The 17,461-nt window shown below is 61.5% G+C and carries 16 protein-coding genes and 3 pseudogenes; 13 read left to right on the forward strand and 6 right to left on the reverse strand.

All coding sequences use genetic code 11. The features are described from left to right. Positions 1-557 precede the first annotated feature (557 nt). Positions 558-896, reverse strand: coding sequence for a hypothetical protein (locus VSR72_RS35010; protein ID WP_342956835.1), 339 nt, complete (start codon positions 894-896; stop codon positions 558-560). A gap of 27 nt (positions 897-923) precedes the next feature. Beyond that, a complete protein-coding gene (locus VSR72_RS35015) occupies positions 924-1,400 on the reverse strand; it encodes a MarR family transcriptional regulator (RefSeq protein ID WP_342956836.1) in 477 nt (158 codons plus the stop codon). Between the two features lie 187 nt (positions 1,401-1,587). On the opposite strand from VSR72_RS35015, the gene VSR72_RS35020 reads away from it, so the two are divergent. From VSR72_RS35020 to VSR72_RS35045, 6 genes are all read left to right on the forward strand, one after another. Continuing rightward, positions 1,588-2,694 carry an aromatic ring-hydroxylating dioxygenase subunit alpha gene (locus VSR72_RS35020; RefSeq protein WP_342956837.1) on the forward strand — a complete coding sequence of 369 codons (1,107 nt, stop codon included), beginning with the start codon at positions 1,588-1,590 and terminating at the stop codon, positions 2,692-2,694. Next, positions 2,691-3,656 (forward strand): PDR/VanB family oxidoreductase, encoded by a 966-nt coding sequence (locus VSR72_RS35025; protein WP_342956838.1) that lies wholly within the window; start codon positions 2,691-2,693, stop codon positions 3,654-3,656. Before VSR72_RS35020 ends, VSR72_RS35025 begins: the two co-directional genes overlap by 4 nt. 216 nt (positions 3,657-3,872) lie before the next feature. Continuing rightward, positions 3,873-4,640: a coniferyl-alcohol dehydrogenase gene (locus VSR72_RS35030; protein WP_028207351.1), complete on the forward strand. Its 768-nt coding sequence runs from the start codon at positions 3,873-3,875 to the stop codon at positions 4,638-4,640. 41 nt (positions 4,641-4,681) lie between these two features. Further along, entirely contained in the window at positions 4,682-6,154 is a 1,473-nt protein-coding gene (locus tag VSR72_RS35035; RefSeq protein WP_342956839.1) for a benzaldehyde dehydrogenase, read from the forward strand. 67 nt (positions 6,155-6,221) lie between these two features. Beyond that, on the forward strand, positions 6,222-7,055 hold the full coding sequence (locus tag VSR72_RS35040) for a p-hydroxycinnamoyl CoA hydratase/lyase (RefSeq protein WP_342956840.1): 834 nt from the start codon (positions 6,222-6,224) through the stop codon (positions 7,053-7,055). Positions 7,056-7,073: 18 nt separating this feature from the next. Further along, on the forward strand, positions 7,074-9,197 hold the full coding sequence (locus VSR72_RS35045; RefSeq protein ID WP_342956841.1) for an acetate--CoA ligase family protein: 2,124 nt from the start codon (positions 7,074-7,076) through the stop codon (positions 9,195-9,197). Positions 9,198-9,249: 52 nt separating this feature from the next. Here VSR72_RS35045 and VSR72_RS35050 read toward each other — a convergent pair whose 3' ends face one another. Beyond that, the gene (locus VSR72_RS35050; protein WP_342956842.1) at positions 9,250-9,723 is read right to left on the reverse strand and encodes a MarR family transcriptional regulator; all 474 of its coding nucleotides are present in this window, start codon (positions 9,721-9,723) and stop codon (positions 9,250-9,252) included. A 274-nt stretch (positions 9,724-9,997) separates the two neighbouring features. Here VSR72_RS35050 and VSR72_RS35055 point away from each other — a divergent pair, with 274 nt between their 5' ends. From VSR72_RS35055 to VSR72_RS35080, 6 genes and pseudogenes are all read left to right on the forward strand, one after another. Continuing rightward, positions 9,998-11,284, forward strand: coding sequence for an MFS transporter (locus VSR72_RS35055; RefSeq protein ID WP_342956843.1), 1,287 nt, complete (start codon positions 9,998-10,000; stop codon positions 11,282-11,284). A gap of 98 nt (positions 11,285-11,382) precedes the next feature. Beyond that, a complete protein-coding gene (locus VSR72_RS35060) occupies positions 11,383-12,462 on the forward strand; it encodes a porin (protein WP_342956844.1) in 1,080 nt (359 codons plus the stop codon). Between the two features lie 20 nt (positions 12,463-12,482). Further along, positions 12,483-13,448, forward strand: coding sequence for an alpha/beta hydrolase (locus VSR72_RS35065; RefSeq protein WP_342956845.1), 966 nt, complete (start codon positions 12,483-12,485; stop codon positions 13,446-13,448). Positions 13,449-13,825: 377 nt separating this feature from the next. After that, on the forward strand, positions 13,826-14,299 hold the full coding sequence (locus VSR72_RS35070; RefSeq protein WP_342956846.1) for a nuclear transport factor 2 family protein: 474 nt from the start codon (positions 13,826-13,828) through the stop codon (positions 14,297-14,299). Positions 14,300-14,680: 381 nt separating this feature from the next. After that, positions 14,681-14,875: pseudogene (locus tag VSR72_RS35075) on the forward strand (hypothetical protein); the annotation flags it as partial. Between the two features lie 409 nt (positions 14,876-15,284). Next, positions 15,285-16,197, forward strand: a pseudogene (locus tag VSR72_RS35080) (ISNCY family transposase); the annotation flags it as partial. Between the two features lie 186 nt (positions 16,198-16,383). Here VSR72_RS35080 and VSR72_RS35085 read toward each other — a convergent pair. Together VSR72_RS35085 and VSR72_RS35090 are read right to left on the reverse strand one after the other, a co-directional pair. Continuing rightward, the gene (locus VSR72_RS35085) at positions 16,384-16,605 is read right to left on the reverse strand and encodes a hypothetical protein (protein WP_342956847.1); all 222 of its coding nucleotides are present in this window, start codon (positions 16,603-16,605) and stop codon (positions 16,384-16,386) included. Between the two features lie 2 nt (positions 16,606-16,607). After that, positions 16,608-16,864, reverse strand: a pseudogene (locus VSR72_RS35090) (hypothetical protein); the annotation flags it as partial. Here VSR72_RS35090 and VSR72_RS35095 point away from each other — a divergent pair. After that, positions 16,839-16,985, forward strand: a complete 147-nt coding sequence (locus VSR72_RS35095; RefSeq protein WP_342956889.1) for a hypothetical protein — start codon at positions 16,839-16,841, stop codon at positions 16,983-16,985. The pseudogene VSR72_RS35090 and the gene VSR72_RS35095 overlap by 26 nt on opposite strands. A gap of 65 nt (positions 16,986-17,050) precedes the next feature. On the opposite strand, the gene VSR72_RS35100 is transcribed toward VSR72_RS35095, so the two are convergent. Next, positions 17,051-17,458, reverse strand: a complete 408-nt coding sequence (locus VSR72_RS35100) for a surface-adhesin E family protein (protein WP_342956848.1) — start codon at positions 17,456-17,458, stop codon at positions 17,051-17,053. Positions 17,459-17,461 lie beyond the last annotated feature (3 nt).

The following is a 17,461-nucleotide window of genomic DNA, read 5'->3' on the forward strand; positions in this document are numbered from 1 at the left end:
AAGCAGGGCATTGAGGCGATGTTGGCAGGTGCGCACTTTGCCTTCCTGCCAACGGGTTCTCGCGCGCGGCGGCGCCCGCGCGCCCGGTGATCAACGGCGACGCTCGGTCCTACATCCAGGCTGCGAGTACGATTTATACATAAATATAACTAACGAATATTTGTACGGATTACTAAGCGAATATATGCCGCGGCACTACGATAACTCGACCCTGATGAAATTTGTGATTGTCAGGCGACGCCCCGCGACCAAGAGATCATCGCTTCGACACGGGGCGTGAGCTGAATCAAGGGCGTGGATCACCAGAATTCTTGAGATTCTCGCAGTGGCGGATGATTCGAGCTAACAAATGTCTTGCGCATCGATTTTATTGGTATATCGATATAACTGTCTGAATCCTGGCTACGTAGATGAGATCTATTGATTGCGTGAGCCGTAACTGTGGTGCCGTCAAGGCTATGCGAAAGCCTCGATAAAGCTGGCGAGGCAATCCTGTTAACCCGAGCTAACTGCGGGGCCAAGATCAATCGATTGCGGCTGGAGATTCCGGAGAGCGTTCAAGAGATGGGGGACTTGATCGCACTAACGATGCAATCGGCGTAGCGCGGCTTCGAGCGTGGAGCGTTGATCAAAGATTGATGCGGTAGTGTTGCGGTATTGGACTGGGAGCGTGCACCAATGGTCCGGGCAGCGATGTGTTTCGGTGACTCGAATACATCCGATACTTCGCCAAGCGAAGAAGGCGTGCCGCTTGGTGCGAGTGCATAGCGCCATTTTTTCTCGACGACGCCAAGGCAGAGGGAGTTCAGCGTTATGTTTTCCGCTCGGCTGGTGTCGTCGAGCCGCGCATTGAATCGGCAGACTCGCGTGATGTGTTCTGCCGTCGTCTTCTGCACATGTGGAGATTTGAAGGAGTGAAAGCGCTACGCCTTGAGCGGCGCCCGGCTTTGTTCATTGTTCAGATTGACGAACGTGCTCAGCAGGCGTAGCAGGGTAACCGCCTCCTCCTCGGACATACCTGCGAAAAGCGTGTCTCGCAGATCGCGCACGGACGGAATAAGGCTGGCCAGCATTGTCTGGCCCGCTGGCGTGAGCGTAAGACGACGCTGCCGCCTCGGCAGCATCTCCCGGACGATCCATCCTTTTTGCTCCAGACGCGCGGCGATGTCCGCGGCAGTCGAGGTGTCGAGCGCCACCTTTTGCGCGAGCGTGACCTGGTCGAGCCCGGGACATTCGTCGAGCATGCGAAGGATCGCGTACTGGACAGGGGTGACGTCGCGTCCGAGCTTTTCGTAAAACATGGCCACCGCGATCTGGTGTGCGCGGCGGATCAGATGGCCTGGCTCTTCATAGAGATCCAGGAGCGGCGGGTCTCTGTCAGCAACAGTACGTTTTTTCATCGCGAGGTCAGGTGTGATTCTTCGGCCAGCATTTGGATACCGCAACCGTTGAGGGAAAACCAGTATACCGCGCACCTTGAAGCAAAAATTCACATTCAGTACACTGAATCATGATCAGTGTACTGAATGTTCGGGCCATTCCGTCGTTCGAGGTCGGTCAATTCAGCCCAGGAAGGAGATGAGAGCAATGTTCTTGAAGAATGCGTGGTATGTGGCAGGCACGCCCGAGGAGATAGACGTAAAGCCGCTCGGGCGCAGGATCTGCGGCGAGTCGATCGTTTTCTATCGCGGCAAGCATGGCGAGGTGGTGGCGCTCGAAGACTTCTGCCCGCATCGCGGCGCACCGCTGTCACTTGGGTTTGTCCGTGACGGGCGGCTCGTCTGTGGCTATCACGGGCTGGAGATGGGATGCGACGGGAAGGCGTCGGGGATGCCGGGGCAGCGCGTTGGCGGCTTTCCGGCGGTCAGGCGTTTCGCTACTCTCGAACGGTATGGTTTTATCTGGGTTTGGCCCGGTGACGCATCGCAGGCGGATCCGGAAAAACTGCATCCTCTGCCGTGGGCGGAAGACCCTGCCTGGGCCTATGGCGGCGGCCTGTATCACATCAATTGCGATTACCGCCTCATGATCGACAATTTGATGGACCTGACGCACGAAACGTATGTGCATGCAAGCAGTATTGGTCAGAAAGAGATCGACGAGGCGCCGCCGAAGACGGTCAGCCAGGGCGATGAAGTCGTCACGAGCCGTTTCATGAACAACATCGGCGCTCCGCCTTTCTGGAAGATGGCGTTGCGCGGCAACGGGCTTGCGGACGACGTGCCAGTCGATCGCTGGCAGATTTGCCGCTTCAGCCCGCCGAGCCACGTCATGATCGAGGTCGGTGTCGCACATGCCGGGCATGGCGGCTACGATGCGCCCGCAGAACACAAGGCCTCGTCGGTCGTCGTCGATTTCATCACCCCGGAAACGGAAACCTCGATCTGGTATTTCTGGGGCATGGCGCGCAATTTCCGGCCTGACGACGCTGAACTGACCGCGCAGATTCAAGAGGGCCAGGGGAAAATTTTCGCCGAGGACCTCGAGATGCTCGAACGTCAGCAGCAGAACCTGCTGACGTGGCCGGATCGCCCGCTGCTGAAGCTCAACATCGATGCCGGCGGTGTGCTGTCGCGCAAGGTGATCGATCGTCTGCTGGCCGGGGAGAGCGTGAAACAGCCCGGGCGTCCGGTCGTGCCGGTTGTGCCGGTCGTGCCGGTTGTGCCGATGGTGCCCACGAAGGAGGCCCCGTGAGCGCCGCGACGTTGATGGTCGAAGTCGTGCGCAAATGGGATGAGGCGCGCGGCATCTGCGGCTTTGAACTCATGCGGGCAGACCGTGCGCCGCTGCCCCGCTTCAGCGCAGGCGCCCATATCGATGTGCATCTGCCAGACCGATTCGTGCGGCAGTACTCTCTCTGCGGCGACCCAGCGCAGCAGGACAGATACGAAATCGCCGTGCTGCGCGATGCGAACGGGAGAGGCGGGTCAATGGCGATCCACGATTGCGTGCAGCAGGGTGACCTGATCCGTATTGGCGAGCCACGCAACCATTTTCCGCTCGATTCGCAGGCTGGCCGGCACCTGCTGCTGGCGGGGGGCATCGGTGTGACACCGGTCCTTTCCATGGCTGCGCATCTGCACACACTCGGGGCGTCGTTCGATATGCACTACTGTACGCGTTCGCGCGAACAGACCGCATTCGAGCATCGGCTGGCCGGATCTGCGTATCGCGACCGCGTGCAGTTCCATTTCGATGACGCAGGCGAGCATCAAGCCTTCGATGTTGCCATGGTGCTCGGCGCAGCGACGGCGGATACGCATCTTTACGTCTGCGGTCCGCGCGGCTTCATGGAGGCGGTGCTGGCGGAGGCGCGCGCACAGGGCTGGCCAGAACACCGGCTGCACTACGAGTTCTTTTCCGGGCAGACTCCGTATTCGGGCGAAGAAGCGGCATTCCAGGTCCGGATTCAGAGCAGCGGTGCGGTGATCGACGTGCAGCCCGGATGCTCGGTTGTCGAAGCGCTCGCCAGGCACGGCGTGGACGTGCTGACATCGTGCGAGCAGGGCGTCTGCGGCACATGCATGACTCGTGTGCTCGAAGGCCAGCCCGATCATCGGGACAGCTATCTTACTGATGCGGAGAAGGCTGCCGGCGAGTACTTCCTGCCGTGTTGCTCGCGCGCCCAATCTGCGCTCCTCGTGCTCGACCTGTAGAACTTCATCTGTGGCGTGCCGTTTCGGCACGTTCCTCCAGCGTTGCCCGGCGTGTCCGGGCGCGTCGACATTCCCGCCAGGTTTCAGCCTCATCCGCGGTGGTCCTCCAGACCGTTTTCGTGTTGTGGCACAAGTCCAAAAAAATAGTTATAACAAGTAACGATTATGGTATAAAACCATAAACGACGCTCAATCAGAACGAAGGAGACAATGGCAATGAAACTGCACGGGAAAACCCTGGTCATCACTGGCGTGGCGTCCGGTATCGGCGCGGAGACGGCCAGGCTCGCAAGGTACTACGGTGCGTGCGTGATTGGCGTCGATCGACAGCCCGTCAACATGACGCTTGACGCGTTTCACCAGGCCGATCTCGGAGAACCGGCCTCCATCGATGCGCTCGTCGCACAACTACCGGCACGTATCGACGCGCTGGCCAACATCGCAGGCGTTCCAGGCACTGCACCAGTCGATGCCGTCGCGCGCGTCAACTACCTCGGCCTGCGCCATCTCAGCGAAGCATTGCTGCCGCGCATCGCGCCTGGCGGCTGCGTGATCAACGTCGCATCGATCCTCGGTGCGGAGTGGCCGCAGCGACTGAACCTGCACCGCGAACTGGCCGATACGGCGGGTTTCGACAGCGGCGCAAAATGGCTCGATGCGCATCCCGTTCCCCAGGCTACCTGCTATCAGTACTTCAAGGAAGCATTGATTGTCTGGACTGCGAAGCGTTCGCAGGACTGGTTTGCGCAGCACTCGGTGCGCGTCAACAGCGTGGCGCCGGGCCCCGTTTTCACGCCGATCCTTGGCGATTTCGTCACGATGCTCGGACCCGAACGTGTCGAGGCCGATGCTGCAAAGATGAAGCGTCCAGCGTATGCCGACGAAGTGGCCGAGGCTATCGTATTTCTTGCCTCTGATTCCGCGCGCTGGATCAACGGCGTCAATCTGCCCGTCGATGGCGGGCTGGCTGCCACCGCGATCTGAACACGTTCTACTCCATCCCATTATTCCAGGAGACATTCGTGATGAGCAATCCGTCAGGCTTTTCGTTTGCCAACGCCGACACGTGGCGCGGCAAGATTTTCAACGGCGATTGGGTCACGGCGTCCGGCGCGCTGGACGTCATCGAGCCGGCTTCGGGTCAGCCGCTGCACCAGGTCGGCAAGGCCACCCCAGAGAACGTTGCGATCGCTGTGCGCGAGGCTCGCGCCGCACAGCGGCTCTGGGCTGCCACGCCGCCGCGCGAGCGCGCCGCGGTTTTTCATCGTGCGGCTGCGTTGCTGCAGGAGCACGCTCCGGCCGCTGCGGCGCTTATCGCCCGTGAAACGGGCGGCATCCTGCCCAAGGGCGAGCACGAGGTACGGGAATCGATCGTGCTGCTGCAGCGTGCTGCGGCGATGCCGCTTGAAGCCAATGGCCGGGTCCTGCCGAGCGTGCCGGGTCGGCTCAGCATCGCTCGCCAGTTGCCGCTGGGCGTGATCGGCGTGATCTCGCCGTTCAATTTTCCGCTCGTGCTGTCGCTGCGTTCGGTCGCGCCGGCGCTCGCGGTCGGTAACGCTGTCGTTCTGAAGCCGGATCCGCGTACGCCTTACGCCGGCGGCTTCGTGATTGCCGAAGTGCTGGCCGCTGCGGGCTTGCCGAAGGGCTTGCTGCATGTGCTGCCCGGCGGTGCGGATGTCGGTCAGGCGCTGGTCGAAGCGCCTGGCGTGCCGATGCTCGCGTTCACCGGCTCGACGGCCGCCGGCCGCAAGATTGGCGAACTGGCTGGCCGCCATCTGAAGAAGGTATCGCTGGAGCTGGGCGGCAAGAATTCGTTGATCGTCCTCGAAGATGCCGATCTCGACAAGGCCGTTTCGGCGATCGCGTTCGGCGCCTGGTTTCACCAGGGGCAAATCTGCATGGCAACGGGCCGCGTGCTGGCCCACCGCAGCATCGCGGAAGCACTGACCCGGCGTCTCGCCGACAAGGCGCGTCACCTGCCGGTGGGGGATCCGGCTGTTGCGCAGGTGGCGCTCGGGCCGATCATCGACCAGCGACAACTGCAGAACGTCGTCGACATCGTTGGCGCGTCGGTGGCGGCCGGCGCGGTGGTCGAGGCCGGCGGCACGCATGAAGGCCTGTTCTATGCGCCGACGGTGCTGTCCAACGTGAAACCGGGTATGCGCGTGTTCGATGAGGAAGTGTTCGGGCCCGTCGCCAGTGTGATTCCGTTCGATACTGACGAAGAAGCGGCCGAGTTGGCCAACCGCACCGAGTACGGCCTGTCCGCAGGCGTGATTTCGGCATCGGTCGGTCGCGCGATGGCGCTCGGCGAGCGGCTGCATACGGGTCTCCTGCACATCAACGACCAGACGGTCGCCGACGAGGTCATCAACCCGTTCGGCGGAACGGGCGCGTCGGGCAACGGCACCAGCGTGGGCGGTCCGGCAGACTGGGAGCAGTACACGCACTGGCAGTGGGTCACGATCAAGGACGCCGTTCCGCAGTATCCGTTCTAGGCAACAGCGGGGTCCTGAAGTGATCAGGATGCCAAATAATATTTCATTATCGATCAGGAAGTGAGCAATGAGCAGCCAGGCAGAGGAACAAACCGTCGTTTTCAGCATCGAGGACGGCGTGGCATGGGTGAAATTCAACCGCCCGGAAAAGCGCAATGCGATGAGTCCGGCGCTGAACCGGCGCATGATGCAGGTGCTCGACGAGCTTGAGTTTCATCCAGACGTGGGCGTGCTCGTGCTGACTGGTGAAGGCACGGCATGGACGGCCGGTATGGATCTCCAGGAGTACTTCCGCGACACGGAGGCCCACGGCCTCGGTGGAACGCGCAAGGCGCAGCGCGAGAGCTACGGCTGGTGGCGACGCCTGCGCTGGTACCAGAAGCCCACCATCGCGATGATCAACGGCTGGTGTTTCGGCGGTGGCTACGGTCCGCTGTTCGCGTGTGATCTCGCATTCTGCGCCGAAGAAGCGCGTTTCGGCCTGTCGGAAATCAACTGGGGCATTCTGCCGGGCGGCGGCGCATCGAAGGTTGCCGCGGAACTGCTGTCGTTCCGCCGCGCGATGTATCACGCGATGCTCGGCGAGAACATCGACGGCCGCAAGGCGGCGGAATGGGGGCTCGTCAACGAGGCGGTGCCGGCCGCGCAACTGCGTGAGCGTGTGGTCGAGGTGGCGCAGGCGCTGCTGAAGAAGAATCCGGTTGCCCTGAAGGCGACCAAGGATGCAATCCGGCGTGTGCGCGAGATGACCTATGACAATGCCGAGGATTTCCTCGTGCGAGCTCAGGAAGCCGCCAACAGCTACGACGACGGGCGCAAGGAGGGGCTCAAGCAGTTCCTGGACGACAAGACCTACAAGCCCGGTCTTGGCACCTACGACCTGACGAGTCAGCGCATCTGAGCGCGGGAGCCCGTCGACATGAACATGACTCAATCCGTGGAGCGTTTGCTGCGGCCTGCGTCGATTGCCATCGTCGGCGCTTCGCCGACGCCGGGTGCGCTCGGGGCATCGCTGCTGGCCAATCTGGAACGCAATGACTACCGAGGCCAGATCTATCTGGTCAACCCAAAGCGCGACGAGATCAACGGCCGACCGTGCGTGTATTCGATCGAGCAATTGCCGGATGGCATTGATGTCGCCGTGCTGGCGATCCCGCAGGCAGCGGTGCTCGACGCAGTACGCCAGCTCGCCGCGCGAAGGGTCGGGGCCGTCGTGATCTTTTCGGCGGGCTTCGCCGAGGCGGGCGCGGAGGGGATCGCGCAGCAGCAGGAGATCGCGAGAATCGCAGCCGAAGCGGGGATGCTCGTCGAAGGACCGAACTGCCTCGGCTGCATCAACTACCTCGAACGCGTGCCTCTGACGTTCATCGAAACGAGCGTGAGCAAGGAGCAGGCGAGCCGCAGCGGCAGCCAACCGGCGATCGGCATTCTGTCGCAGAGCGGCGCCATGATGGCGGTGCTCAATACGATGCTGGCAAGCCGTGGGTTGCCGTTGTCGTATGCGGTATCGACCGGCAACGAGGCGGCGAGCCATCTCGAAGATTATTTGCAGTTCCTGCTGGATGATCCCGGCACGCGTGTCATCGCGATGATCGCCGAACAGTTCCGGCAGCCGGGCCGTCTGCTCGAGATTGCGCGCGCCGCTCGCCGGGCGGGCAAGCTGCTGGTGCTGCTGCATCCGGGCAGGAGCGCTGCGGCGCGCGCATCGGCGGCGACGCATACGGGCGCGATGGCGGGCGACCATGCGCTGATGCTAACCAAGGTCGAGCGCGCGGGTATCGTAGTCGCGCATACGCTGGAGGAACTGGGCGATATTGCGGAAATCGGCCTGCGCTGCGCGCGCCTGCCGGCAAGCGGAACCGCAATTGTCGGCGAATCGGGCGCGTTCAAGGCGCTGTGCCTCGACATCTGCGAATCGCTTGACCTCGAACTGCCGCCGGTAAGCGATGACGATGCGCCTGCGTTGCGCACCGCGATGCCGGCGTTCGTTGCGGTCAGCAATCCGCTCGATCTGACCGCGCAGGGACTGGTGGACCCGGAGCTCTACTACCGCACGCTGTCGGCGCTGTTCGACGACGCGAGGTTCTCCGCCATCGTCGTGGGTCTGATCCAGACCGATCCGGTCACCTGCTCGATCAAGATGCCGCCTGTGTTGCGCGCGGTGCGTGAACTGCGTCCCACCAAACCCGTAATTTGCGCGGGGCTGGATGAAGGCGCGGCCGTCCCACCCGAATACGTTGCGCAAATGCGCGAGTTGGGCATCCCGTACTTCCCGAGCACGGAACGCGCGTTGCGGGCCGTCGCACGTCTCGTTGAACTCGCCAGCCGGGACTTCGCCGAAGCCGATCTCGAACCGGTGGATGTGCGCCTGCCGCAGCAGGCTGGTGTAGTGCCGGAATACCGCGCGAAGCAGGTGCTTGCACCGCTCGGCGTTCCGTTCTCGCGTGGGGAGCTCGCGACGGACGTCGATGCCGCGCTGACGATCGCGGAGCGCATCGGCTATCCCGTCGCACTCAAGGTTCAGGCCGCCGGGTTGAGCCACAAAAGCGACGTCGGCGGCGTGATCCTCGGCGTGAGCGGGATCGACGCGTTGAGAGCCGCCTGGCTGCAGCTCGGTGACAACGTGAAGCGTCATGCACCGACTGTCGTACCTGATGGCGTGCTGATCGAGCGGATGGGCAGGCGCGGCCTCGAAATGATCGTGGGCGCGCGCAACGATCCGCAGTGGGGGCCGGTGATCCTGGTCGGGTTCGGTGGGGTCGCAGCCGAGGTGATGCGAGATGTCCGGCTGCTGCCGCACGATCTGACGAGGGAAGCGGTAGCGCGCGAGATCGGACGGCTGAAAGGCGCTCCGCTGTTGCAAGGCTATCGCGGCGAACCGGCGCTGGATGTCGAAGCGCTCGCAGATGTCGTCTTGCGTCTTGGCGCGTTGCTTCAGTCCCAGCCGGGCATCCGCGAGATTGATCTGAACCCGGTTGTGGTCTATCCGGAGGGCAACGGCGTGCTGGCGCTCGACGCATTGATGCTGGTCGAACCGCATTGAAGGTCCTGATCCCGCCGGGGCGCGATAGCGGCCCCGGCTGGGCGCCCAACAATCAGGCGGAGAAGATTTTCGACAGGAGTGATTTCAGTTGTTGGCGCTCCGCGCCGGAAAGCTTATGGACGGCCACTTCATCTGCTTTCTGGGCGGCCTTCAGTGCCTGGGTATGAAGCCGGGCGCCTTGAGGGGTCAGCGAGACGTGCTGGATGCGTTTGTCGTCGGTACTGCGTTGCCGCGTCAGCAATCCACCCGATTCGAGCCGGTCCAGCAACGTGGCCAGGTTGGGCGGCGCAATGGCCAGCGCATCGGCAAGGGCCTTCTGGTTGATGCCCGGGTTATGGCGCAACGTCGACAGCACTGCGAAGTCGGCCTGGCGCAACTCGAGCTTTTCCATCTGCGCGTCGAAAGTCGACTGGACGATGAGATAGGTGCGGCGGATGTTGTATCCGAGAAGATCGAGCAATTCCGACTGATCAACCTGATCCGGAAAATCGCTGGCAAAGTTGTTCCGAACGGTTTTGGTCGGCATGGCAAAGGGCCAATTTTGTGAAGCGGACGTGGGAAATTATATCACGTCAACATACGCACCCACTCCCTCGAGGTTGCAGTCAACGCATCGTGGATATGCCCGGAATCCGTCCACGCGTGGCGTCGAGCTTATATGGCAGCCGTCCCACGCTCGTGGCTCCCATTTCAGTGTTATCCCTCAATTCCAGATTGTTGCATTTTTCGGAAAACAATTTATCATCAATAACAAATATACGTAATAAGTAAATTTAGACAACCTTGACAGGAGACATCCAGTGAGTTCCACGTTGCCAAACGATCCAACGAATCGTAAGAAGCATGATTCGGTCTACGAAATAAAAACGCTGGTTCTGCTCGGGCTTGGTTTCGGGCTGGTCGGGCTGGACCGCTGGATGGTCGCGCCGCTGTTCCCGCACATGATGCGCGATCTCAATCTGAATTTTCAGCAACTGGGTAGCCTGATTGGCATCCTGAGCGTTGCCTGGGGCGTATGGGCGATTGCGATGGGACCGGTGTCCGACCGGATTGGGCGCAAGAAGATTCTGGTTGTCTCGATGGTCGCGTTTTCGCTGTTGTCGAGCCTGTCGGGCCTGGCTTCCGGCTTTGCGGGCCTGATGCTGATCCGTGCCGTGATGGGCGTGGCCGAGGGGGCGTTCACGCCGGCGAGTGTCGCGGCCACCGGCGAGGCGTCGTTGCCGTCGAGGCGCGGCTTCAACCAGGGGTTGCAGTTGAGCATGTTCTCGCTGCTTGGCCTTGGCTTCGCGCCGATCCTCGTCACGCAACTATTGCGCATTGTGCCGTCGTGGCACTGGGTGTTCATGATCTCCGCGGTGCCAGGCCTGATCGTCGCGCTGCTGATTTCGCGCACGCTGCGTGACAAGCCAGCGAGTGAACTACGGAGCATGGCGTCGGCGCCGAGCCGGCCGCGCTGGACCGCGATCTTCGGCAGTCGGAACGTGTGGCTGGCGACGCTGGCGATCCTGTGTGCGATGACCGGTATTTTCGTGGTCAGCGCGATGGTGCCAACCTATCTCGTCGAGGTGCTGCATCTCGATACGCAGCAGATGGGATTCGTCGTCTCGGCAATCGGCTTTGGCGGCTTCGTCGGCTCGTTCGGCGTGGCCGGCATATCGGATTTCATTGGTCGACGTAACGCTGCACTTATCGCATTTGTCGGTGCGGCGGTCCTTCTGTATCTGTTCGCTCGGACTGGCGCTGATCCTCTGGCGCTGTTCGGGCTGCTGTTCGGTGTATCGGTTTTCGCGCTGGGGCTGCTCGGGCTGCTGAGTGGTCCGATCGCGACCGAGGCCGCACCGGCTGGTCTTATCGCTTCGTCCATTGGCTTCGTCTCGGGCGCAGGTGAAATTTTCGGGGGAGGGCTCGCGCCGGTGATCGCGGGTTTCGTTGCGCAGCATTTCGGCTTGCCGTCCACGCTGACTTTCGCGTTCGGCGGGCTCGTTGCGGGCGCGGTGGTGTCGTTGTTCCTCGCCGAGACTTCGCCGCGCCAGCGCGGTGCCGCAACACCGGTAGCCGCGACCGGTGTACCCGAGGACGTCGTATAAGGCGCCCGCGTATTCGAATTCATTCCAGTTCCAACACACAGGTGGCGTCGATGTGACGTGAAACCTGGATCAGAGCAAGCAAGAAAAGGAGATCGTCGATGAAAATGAAAAGCGTCTGTTTTGCCGCGAGCCTGCTGTTCGCGTGCCATGCCAACGCTCAAGGCAGCGTCACGCTAACTGGCCTGCTGGATGCCGGCGTGTCCTACGTTAGCAATGAAGGCGGCAGCCACGTGGTCAAGTTCGACGACGGTATTGCCGTGCCGAACCTGCTGAAGTTTCTCGGCAAGGAGGATCTCGGAGGCGGCACGCGCGCTGTCTTCGAACTCACGAGCCAGTTCGAACTGGGCACGGGCACATTCATGCCCGGCGGCAGCCTGTTCACCCGCAACGCGTTCGTCGGTCTGGACGACGATCACTTTGGCCGGCTGACTTTAGGCAATCAGTACGATTTCATGATCGATTCGCTTTTCTTCGGTCTCGACGATGGCGCGATCTATGCACAGGGTGTCTACGATTTCCGCAATGGACCGTTTGCGAAACTCGCTTTGCCGAACAATCCGACGGGTGCATTCGACTGGGATGGCATGGCGGGCTCCAGACCCATCCATAACTCGGTCAAGTACACAAGTCCGAGCTACGGTGGCTTCTCCGCCGGCGCGATGTATGGCTTCGGCGGCGTGGCGGGATCATTCGGCTCGAACAGCGGGGTGAGCGTGGGCCTGAACTACGTCCACGGAGCATTCGGGGCGAATGCGGCCTATACGCAGGTCAAGACGGATGTCTCAGGGGCGCAGGTCAGCGTGCGCAACTGGGGCGCCGGTGCGCACTATACCTTCGGCCCGGTGACCGCGAACGCGCTCTACACCGCGGTGCGTAACGAAATGAACGGCGCGTCAGTCTGGCAGGCGGAGCTGGGCGGCATGTGGTTGATCGCGCCGGAGTGGGTGTTGAGCGGCGCGTATATGTACATGAAGGGCAATCAGGTCGTCGACAACAATCACGCGCATCAGATCACCGGGATGCTGTCGTACTTCCTGTCGAAGCGAACCAGCATGTACGTGGCTGGCGTTTACCAGCGCACGAATCAGGGGGCGAACGCACAGATCAACGACGTGATGGTTGCGTCGAGCGGCCCGTCGCAGTTCATCGGTCGCGTCGGCTTGCAGACGCGGTTCTAGACGACATCCGGACGCCTAATATGCAGATTGCACGATTCGATCCTCTTCGCCTCGCGCCCGATGTGCGCGAACTGCTGGCTGCAATGGCCGCGAGCGGCGCGCCGCCACTCGAGTCGCTGCCACTCGCGCAAAGGCGCGAAGCATACCGCCAGATTGGCGCAAGGTTAGGCGGGGAACAGCTGCCGGTGCGGGAAGTCCGCGCGTTACTGGCGGACGGCCCAGCCGGCGAGATCCCGCTGCGCCTGTATCTGCCCGATAAGGCGGATGGTGTGCCGTATGGGGTAACCGTCTATCTTCATGGCGGGGGCTGGACGCTCGGCGACCTCGACAGTCACGACAGGATTTGCCGGCGGTTGGTCCGCGCATCCGGCTGTGCTGTGGCGAGCGTCGACTATCGGCTTGCGCCGGAACATCCTGCTCCCGCGGGACCGGAAGACGTACTGGCCGCGATTCGCTGGCTGGCGTCCCATGCCGTGTCGCTCGGGCTCGATCCGGAGCGGATTGCCGTGGCGGGGGACAGCGCGGGCGGGAGCCTTGCGGCTGTCGCGTGTCAGCGTCTGCGTGGTGAGGTCCCGCTGCGCGCACAGGTGTTGTTCTATCCCTCGACCGATCTGTCGCCAGCTGGCGAGCATTATCTGTCGCGACAGGAGAACGGAGCGGTACCGCCGTTGACGCTGGAATTGATGCGTGTGCTATCCAGCCCGTTCATGGATGGTTTCGACACTACCGACACACGGTTATCGCCGCTGCGCGAAATGGATTTGCGCAATCTCCCGCCGGCGCTGATCGTCACGGCGCAATGCGACGTGCTGCGAGATGACGGCCGGTACTATCGCGACGCGCTGCACGCCGCGGACGTGCAGGTTGAATACATCGAGGTGCCGGGCATGGTTCATGGTTTCGTCGAAATGGCTGGCGTTCTGCCGGCTGCAGCTGAGGCGATTGAGTACGCGGGCGCGTACCTGCGTGGGATCCTCGCCGGATAGCGCAGGGAATCGGGCGGCCGTGTACCGAGGAATTTCAAACGCCGCTTCGATTTTCGGTTTCTCGAATCGTTCGTAGAGGGAAGCGTTTCGGAGCAGCGCCCGACACAACACTGAGCCCGCCAGGTGGCTCAATTATACCGATCCTGGGGTCGCTCCAATACGCAGATCATTGAGCGGCCCGATTGCGCCGATCATGCACTGGTTCGATTACGGCGATTTTCCAGTGGCTGAGATCGTCGAGCGCCTGGCGCGGCGGCTTGAGCGAAGTTGAGCAGAAGGCTTGTCGCTGGGCTCCGGGTCTGCATTGGCCATACTGGACGGTATCTGGCCGTCGCGCTTAAACTCCGGATCACTCACAACGAGAACAACACTTCAAGATGGGCCATTCCAACGCCGAACTGATTTTCCGCTTTTATGAGGCCTTTCAGCGGCAAGATATCGACGCGATGCTGGCCTGCTATGCCGACGACCTTGTCTTCTGCGATCCAGCATTTGGCGAACTGCGCGGGGAGGCCGCACGCGACATGTGGCGTATGCTGGTGGAGCGTGCACTGGATTTTTCCCTGACGTTTGGCGATGTCGGCGCGAACGGGCAGACGGGGAGCGCGAAGTGGGTCGCGCGCTACAAGTTTGGTCCGACCGGCCGCACGGTGGTCAACCGGATCGAGGCACGCTTCGAGTTTCGTGACGGACTCATTGCCCGACATCGCGACAGTTTCGACTTGTGGCGCTGGGCGAGCCAGGCACTTGGCCTGAAAGGGACCGTGCTCGGCTGGACGCCCTTCGTGCAACGCGCAATCCGGGCACAGGCACGCAAGAGTCTCGAAGGGTTTCGGGCGAGGCGCGGGTGAGACTGCGCGTTCATTTCTTTGCGATTGACGTCGTGCTAATAGGCAAGCCGAATCGGGATAGTTCCAGCCATATTCGCCCGGGTTTTCCCACAGACCCAGTCGATACTCTCCGAAGGGTGCTCAGTAATGGGCATCCCTACGGTGATTGAATCAACGCCAGTCGTTGCCGCGATTTCCCTTGGAACTCAATTTTACATAAAAGAAATTATCGAACTTTTATAGGTAGTCCTAACTGAGTGTCACCGAAGAGTAAGGCGGAACACAGATCGCATCGATCCACATCGATGCGTAGAAATTCAGGTGGATCGAAGTGGGCAATGGAACGGCGTGTGATCGTGTCTCAGTAGCACTTTAGCGCAGATCTAGAAGCCTCCGGCCACGATGCGCCACCAGCCCGCAAGCCAACTGAGCCAATGGTTCCATAAACGATTTGCTGGCGCAGGAAAGCGTGCCCGCCGTATCGGCATTGTTGCACTAGCTCGTCGTCTCGCGATCGCGCTATGGCGTTATGCGGAACATGGTGAGATTCCAATTGGAGCAACCCTCAAGGCACACCGCAGTGTGGTTGCGACCTGAACCATCTGCGTCGACAGACGGCACGAGTCACAAGGTTTGCGCGCCCGTGAAATAGCGGGATTGCCCGATGGGCAATCGTCCTTCAGATGGGGCGCGTCCGAACGGAGCGCTGCCCGCGTTAGCGCATGCGGTATAGGGTGACCGGCCGTGGTGCCGGCACGGATAGAAGTTAGATCGGGCATACGCCCGACATCGAGCGTTCCGAACCAAGACTATTGACACGTGTTGAGCAGGAGGGAAAGAAAGCCGATAACCACTTGTTGACGCACGCGAGTTATCCACTGCCTGCCGACGTTCTGGTCACGTGAAGGGACCCGCCGGCAGGCAGTGGATAACTCGCGGAGCCCTAAAGGAGAATCTTGCGATCAAAACTGTCATCGAGGGGGCTTGACTTCGAATACCCCATAGAAGCTATTTCGAGGCGACGCGCGCGTACATCGAGCGCCATGGCAAGCCTGGCGCGTTCTACAGCGACAAGGCCAGCGTATTCCGCAACACCAGTGCCGAGCGGACCGGCCGCAGCGTGACGCCGTTCGGCCGCGCGATGTACGAGCTGAACATTGACACGATCTGCGCCAACAGCAGCTCGGCCAAGGGCCGCGTGGAGCGTGCGCACCTGACGCTGCAGGATCGCCTCGTCAAGGAGCTGCGGCTGCGCGGCATCAACACGCTGGCCGTTGCCAATACCTGGGCACCCTCCTTTATGGCGGCGTACAACGCGCGCTTTGCGAAGCCGCCCAGGAGTGACTTCGACGCGCATCGTCCACTACGGGCTGATGAGAACCTGGACACAGTGCTCACGTGGCGTGAGTCACGGATCGTGACGAAGGCACTGACGGTGCAGTACGACCGGGTCATGTACCTGCTCGACGATACGCCGGAGAACCGCAAGCTGATTCGTTGGTATGTCGAGGTCTGGGAGTATCCGGGCGGGCGTATCGAGTTGCGGGCCGAGGGCCGGTTGCTGCCGTACCGCGAGTACGACCGGCTGACCGAGGTTGATCAGGGCGCCATCGTTGAACATAAACGGCTGAGCCACGTGCTTCAGGTCTCACAGGTGATTCAGGCGCAACGCGATAACGAGCGGATTGGTAAAGCGCCTTCCCGAACGCACCGTGGGGACTCGACCCGAACGGAGCGCAAGCAAGGCCACGCGCGCAGGAAGAAGCAACGCGAATTTACACAGGCCGACATCGAGCAGGTGATCGTCGACCTGGCCGGGCAAAAGCAGCCTCCGCAGACCAGGTCATCGATCAGCAGGCGTTAATGGAACAGGCGCGAATGCCCTGCCCGTTCATGATCCGATCTTCGACACTGCGTGAGCGGCAACCCGTGAAAGACAAAATCTGAACCCCGCAAAGCGGACATCTCAACTTGGCCGGAAAGCGGACATCTGAAAATGGCTTTGACATTGAACGTTTATTAACGTCGGCGCTCAGCCTTCCACAAGCAGGTCATCAAACGCGTTCAGTTCGCCCTCGGCCGACGCGGCGAACTTCTCGACCTCATCACGCACCGCCTGGAGCTCCACGCCGCCGCGTCATCGCGTTAAGCGCTGACAGCCAGCCACCGGCCGCGCGCACGTAGTTCTCCAGCATCGGCCGGCGGTTGCGCATCATGTGGACCTTGAATTCGTCCTTCATCGGTAGCTTCAGGTCGATCGATTCACGCCAGAGCTGCATGCTGGCGAGCATGTAGCAAAGGGCGAATTCAACGGCGATCTTTGTCATGCTCATTCTCCTGCTTCGGCCTCTGCCTTCGCTTTGGGTTTGCGCGGCGGTGCCGGGGCGGCCTCGGCGCTCATGCTGTCCGCGGGATACAACGACAGGAAGGACCGGGCCTCATTGGTCGAACGGCACGCGAGCCAGTTCCCGTGCTGGTCGCGCGGCACGATGACCACGCTGCGTTTCTCAGCACCGGGCTTGTGGAAGCGCCGCATCGCGGATGCGAGTCGGCGTTCAGTGTGAGCATCGTGAACGACAGCGCGCGGCATAGAGCCCCCGCTTCGGCGCGGTCTCCTACGAAGGTGTCCGAGAACCTCGCCAAGCTGCTGGGCGAAGTCAAGGAGAAGCACGCGGAACTGCGTACGCTGCGCTCGTCGCTCGGCTAAAAGCCCAAAAAAGAAGGATGGCATACGGCCCAGCCCCTCGGGGCTGGGCTTTATGACCGCTTCTTTCATCCCGCGTCCCTTGCAGGGCAGATTTCCTTCGTTACCCCATACATCCACGAGTCGGTTCTGATAGCGGTCCAGGTGCCATCAAAACGCTGGTCGTAGACCAGCTCGCCAGAGTCCCCGAGATACCTCGTTTCCGCACGCGTGCCCTTCAATTGCTGGCAATCGACGATCTGTAGTGAAACCGTCTGATTGAAGAAGATCTGCTCCTGGTATGTGGGGCGCAACCTTGTGTTCATCTGGACTGGGAATGTCTCCTTCTCCAGGAAGCTTACGAGTTCGCCTTGGTGACGCAGCGAATCGAGGTCGATGTAGATCGCGTGGGGCGTGGCAACCCGCTCTACCCAGTTCTCCGCATGTGCTGCGCTGACGGCGCACAGGAAGCACAGATTGATGATTGTCTTTTTCATGGT

Origin of the sequence: Paraburkholderia sp. JHI869, from assembly GCF_038900775.1 — a bacterium.
In the GTDB taxonomy this organism is placed as follows: Bacteria; Pseudomonadota; Gammaproteobacteria; order Burkholderiales; family Burkholderiaceae; genus Paraburkholderia.

What these genes read in the sequence shown, in the direction of transcription:
- VSR72_RS35015 (WP_342956836.1), bottom strand. Translation starts at nt 1,400, where the DNA reads ATGAAAAAACGTACTGTTGCTGACAGAGACCCGCCGCTCCTGGATCTC.
- VSR72_RS35020 (WP_342956837.1), top strand. Translation starts at nt 1,588, where the DNA reads ATGTTCTTGAAGAATGCGTGGTATGTGGCAGGCACGCCCGAGGAGATA.
- VSR72_RS35030 (WP_028207351.1), top strand. Translation starts at nt 3,873, where the DNA reads ATGAAACTGCACGGGAAAACCCTGGTCATCACTGGCGTGGCGTCCGGT.
- VSR72_RS35035 (WP_342956839.1), top strand. Translation starts at nt 4,682, where the DNA reads ATGAGCAATCCGTCAGGCTTTTCGTTTGCCAACGCCGACACGTGGCGC.
- VSR72_RS35040 (WP_342956840.1), top strand. Translation starts at nt 6,222, where the DNA reads ATGAGCAGCCAGGCAGAGGAACAAACCGTCGTTTTCAGCATCGAGGAC.
- VSR72_RS35045 (WP_342956841.1), top strand. Translation starts at nt 7,074, where the DNA reads ATGAACATGACTCAATCCGTGGAGCGTTTGCTGCGGCCTGCGTCGATT.
- VSR72_RS35050 (WP_342956842.1), bottom strand. Translation starts at nt 9,723, where the DNA reads ATGCCGACCAAAACCGTTCGGAACAACTTTGCCAGCGATTTTCCGGAT.
- VSR72_RS35060 (WP_342956844.1), top strand. Translation starts at nt 11,383, where the DNA reads ATGAAAATGAAAAGCGTCTGTTTTGCCGCGAGCCTGCTGTTCGCGTGC.
- VSR72_RS35065 (WP_342956845.1), top strand. Translation starts at nt 12,483, where the DNA reads ATGCAGATTGCACGATTCGATCCTCTTCGCCTCGCGCCCGATGTGCGC.
- VSR72_RS35070 (WP_342956846.1), top strand. Translation starts at nt 13,826, where the DNA reads ATGGGCCATTCCAACGCCGAACTGATTTTCCGCTTTTATGAGGCCTTT.
- VSR72_RS35085 (WP_342956847.1), bottom strand. Translation starts at nt 16,605, where the DNA reads ATGACAAAGATCGCCGTTGAATTCGCCCTTTGCTACATGCTCGCCAGC.
- VSR72_RS35100 (WP_342956848.1), bottom strand. Translation starts at nt 17,458, where the DNA reads ATGAAAAAGACAATCATCAATCTGTGCTTCCTGTGCGCCGTCAGCGCA.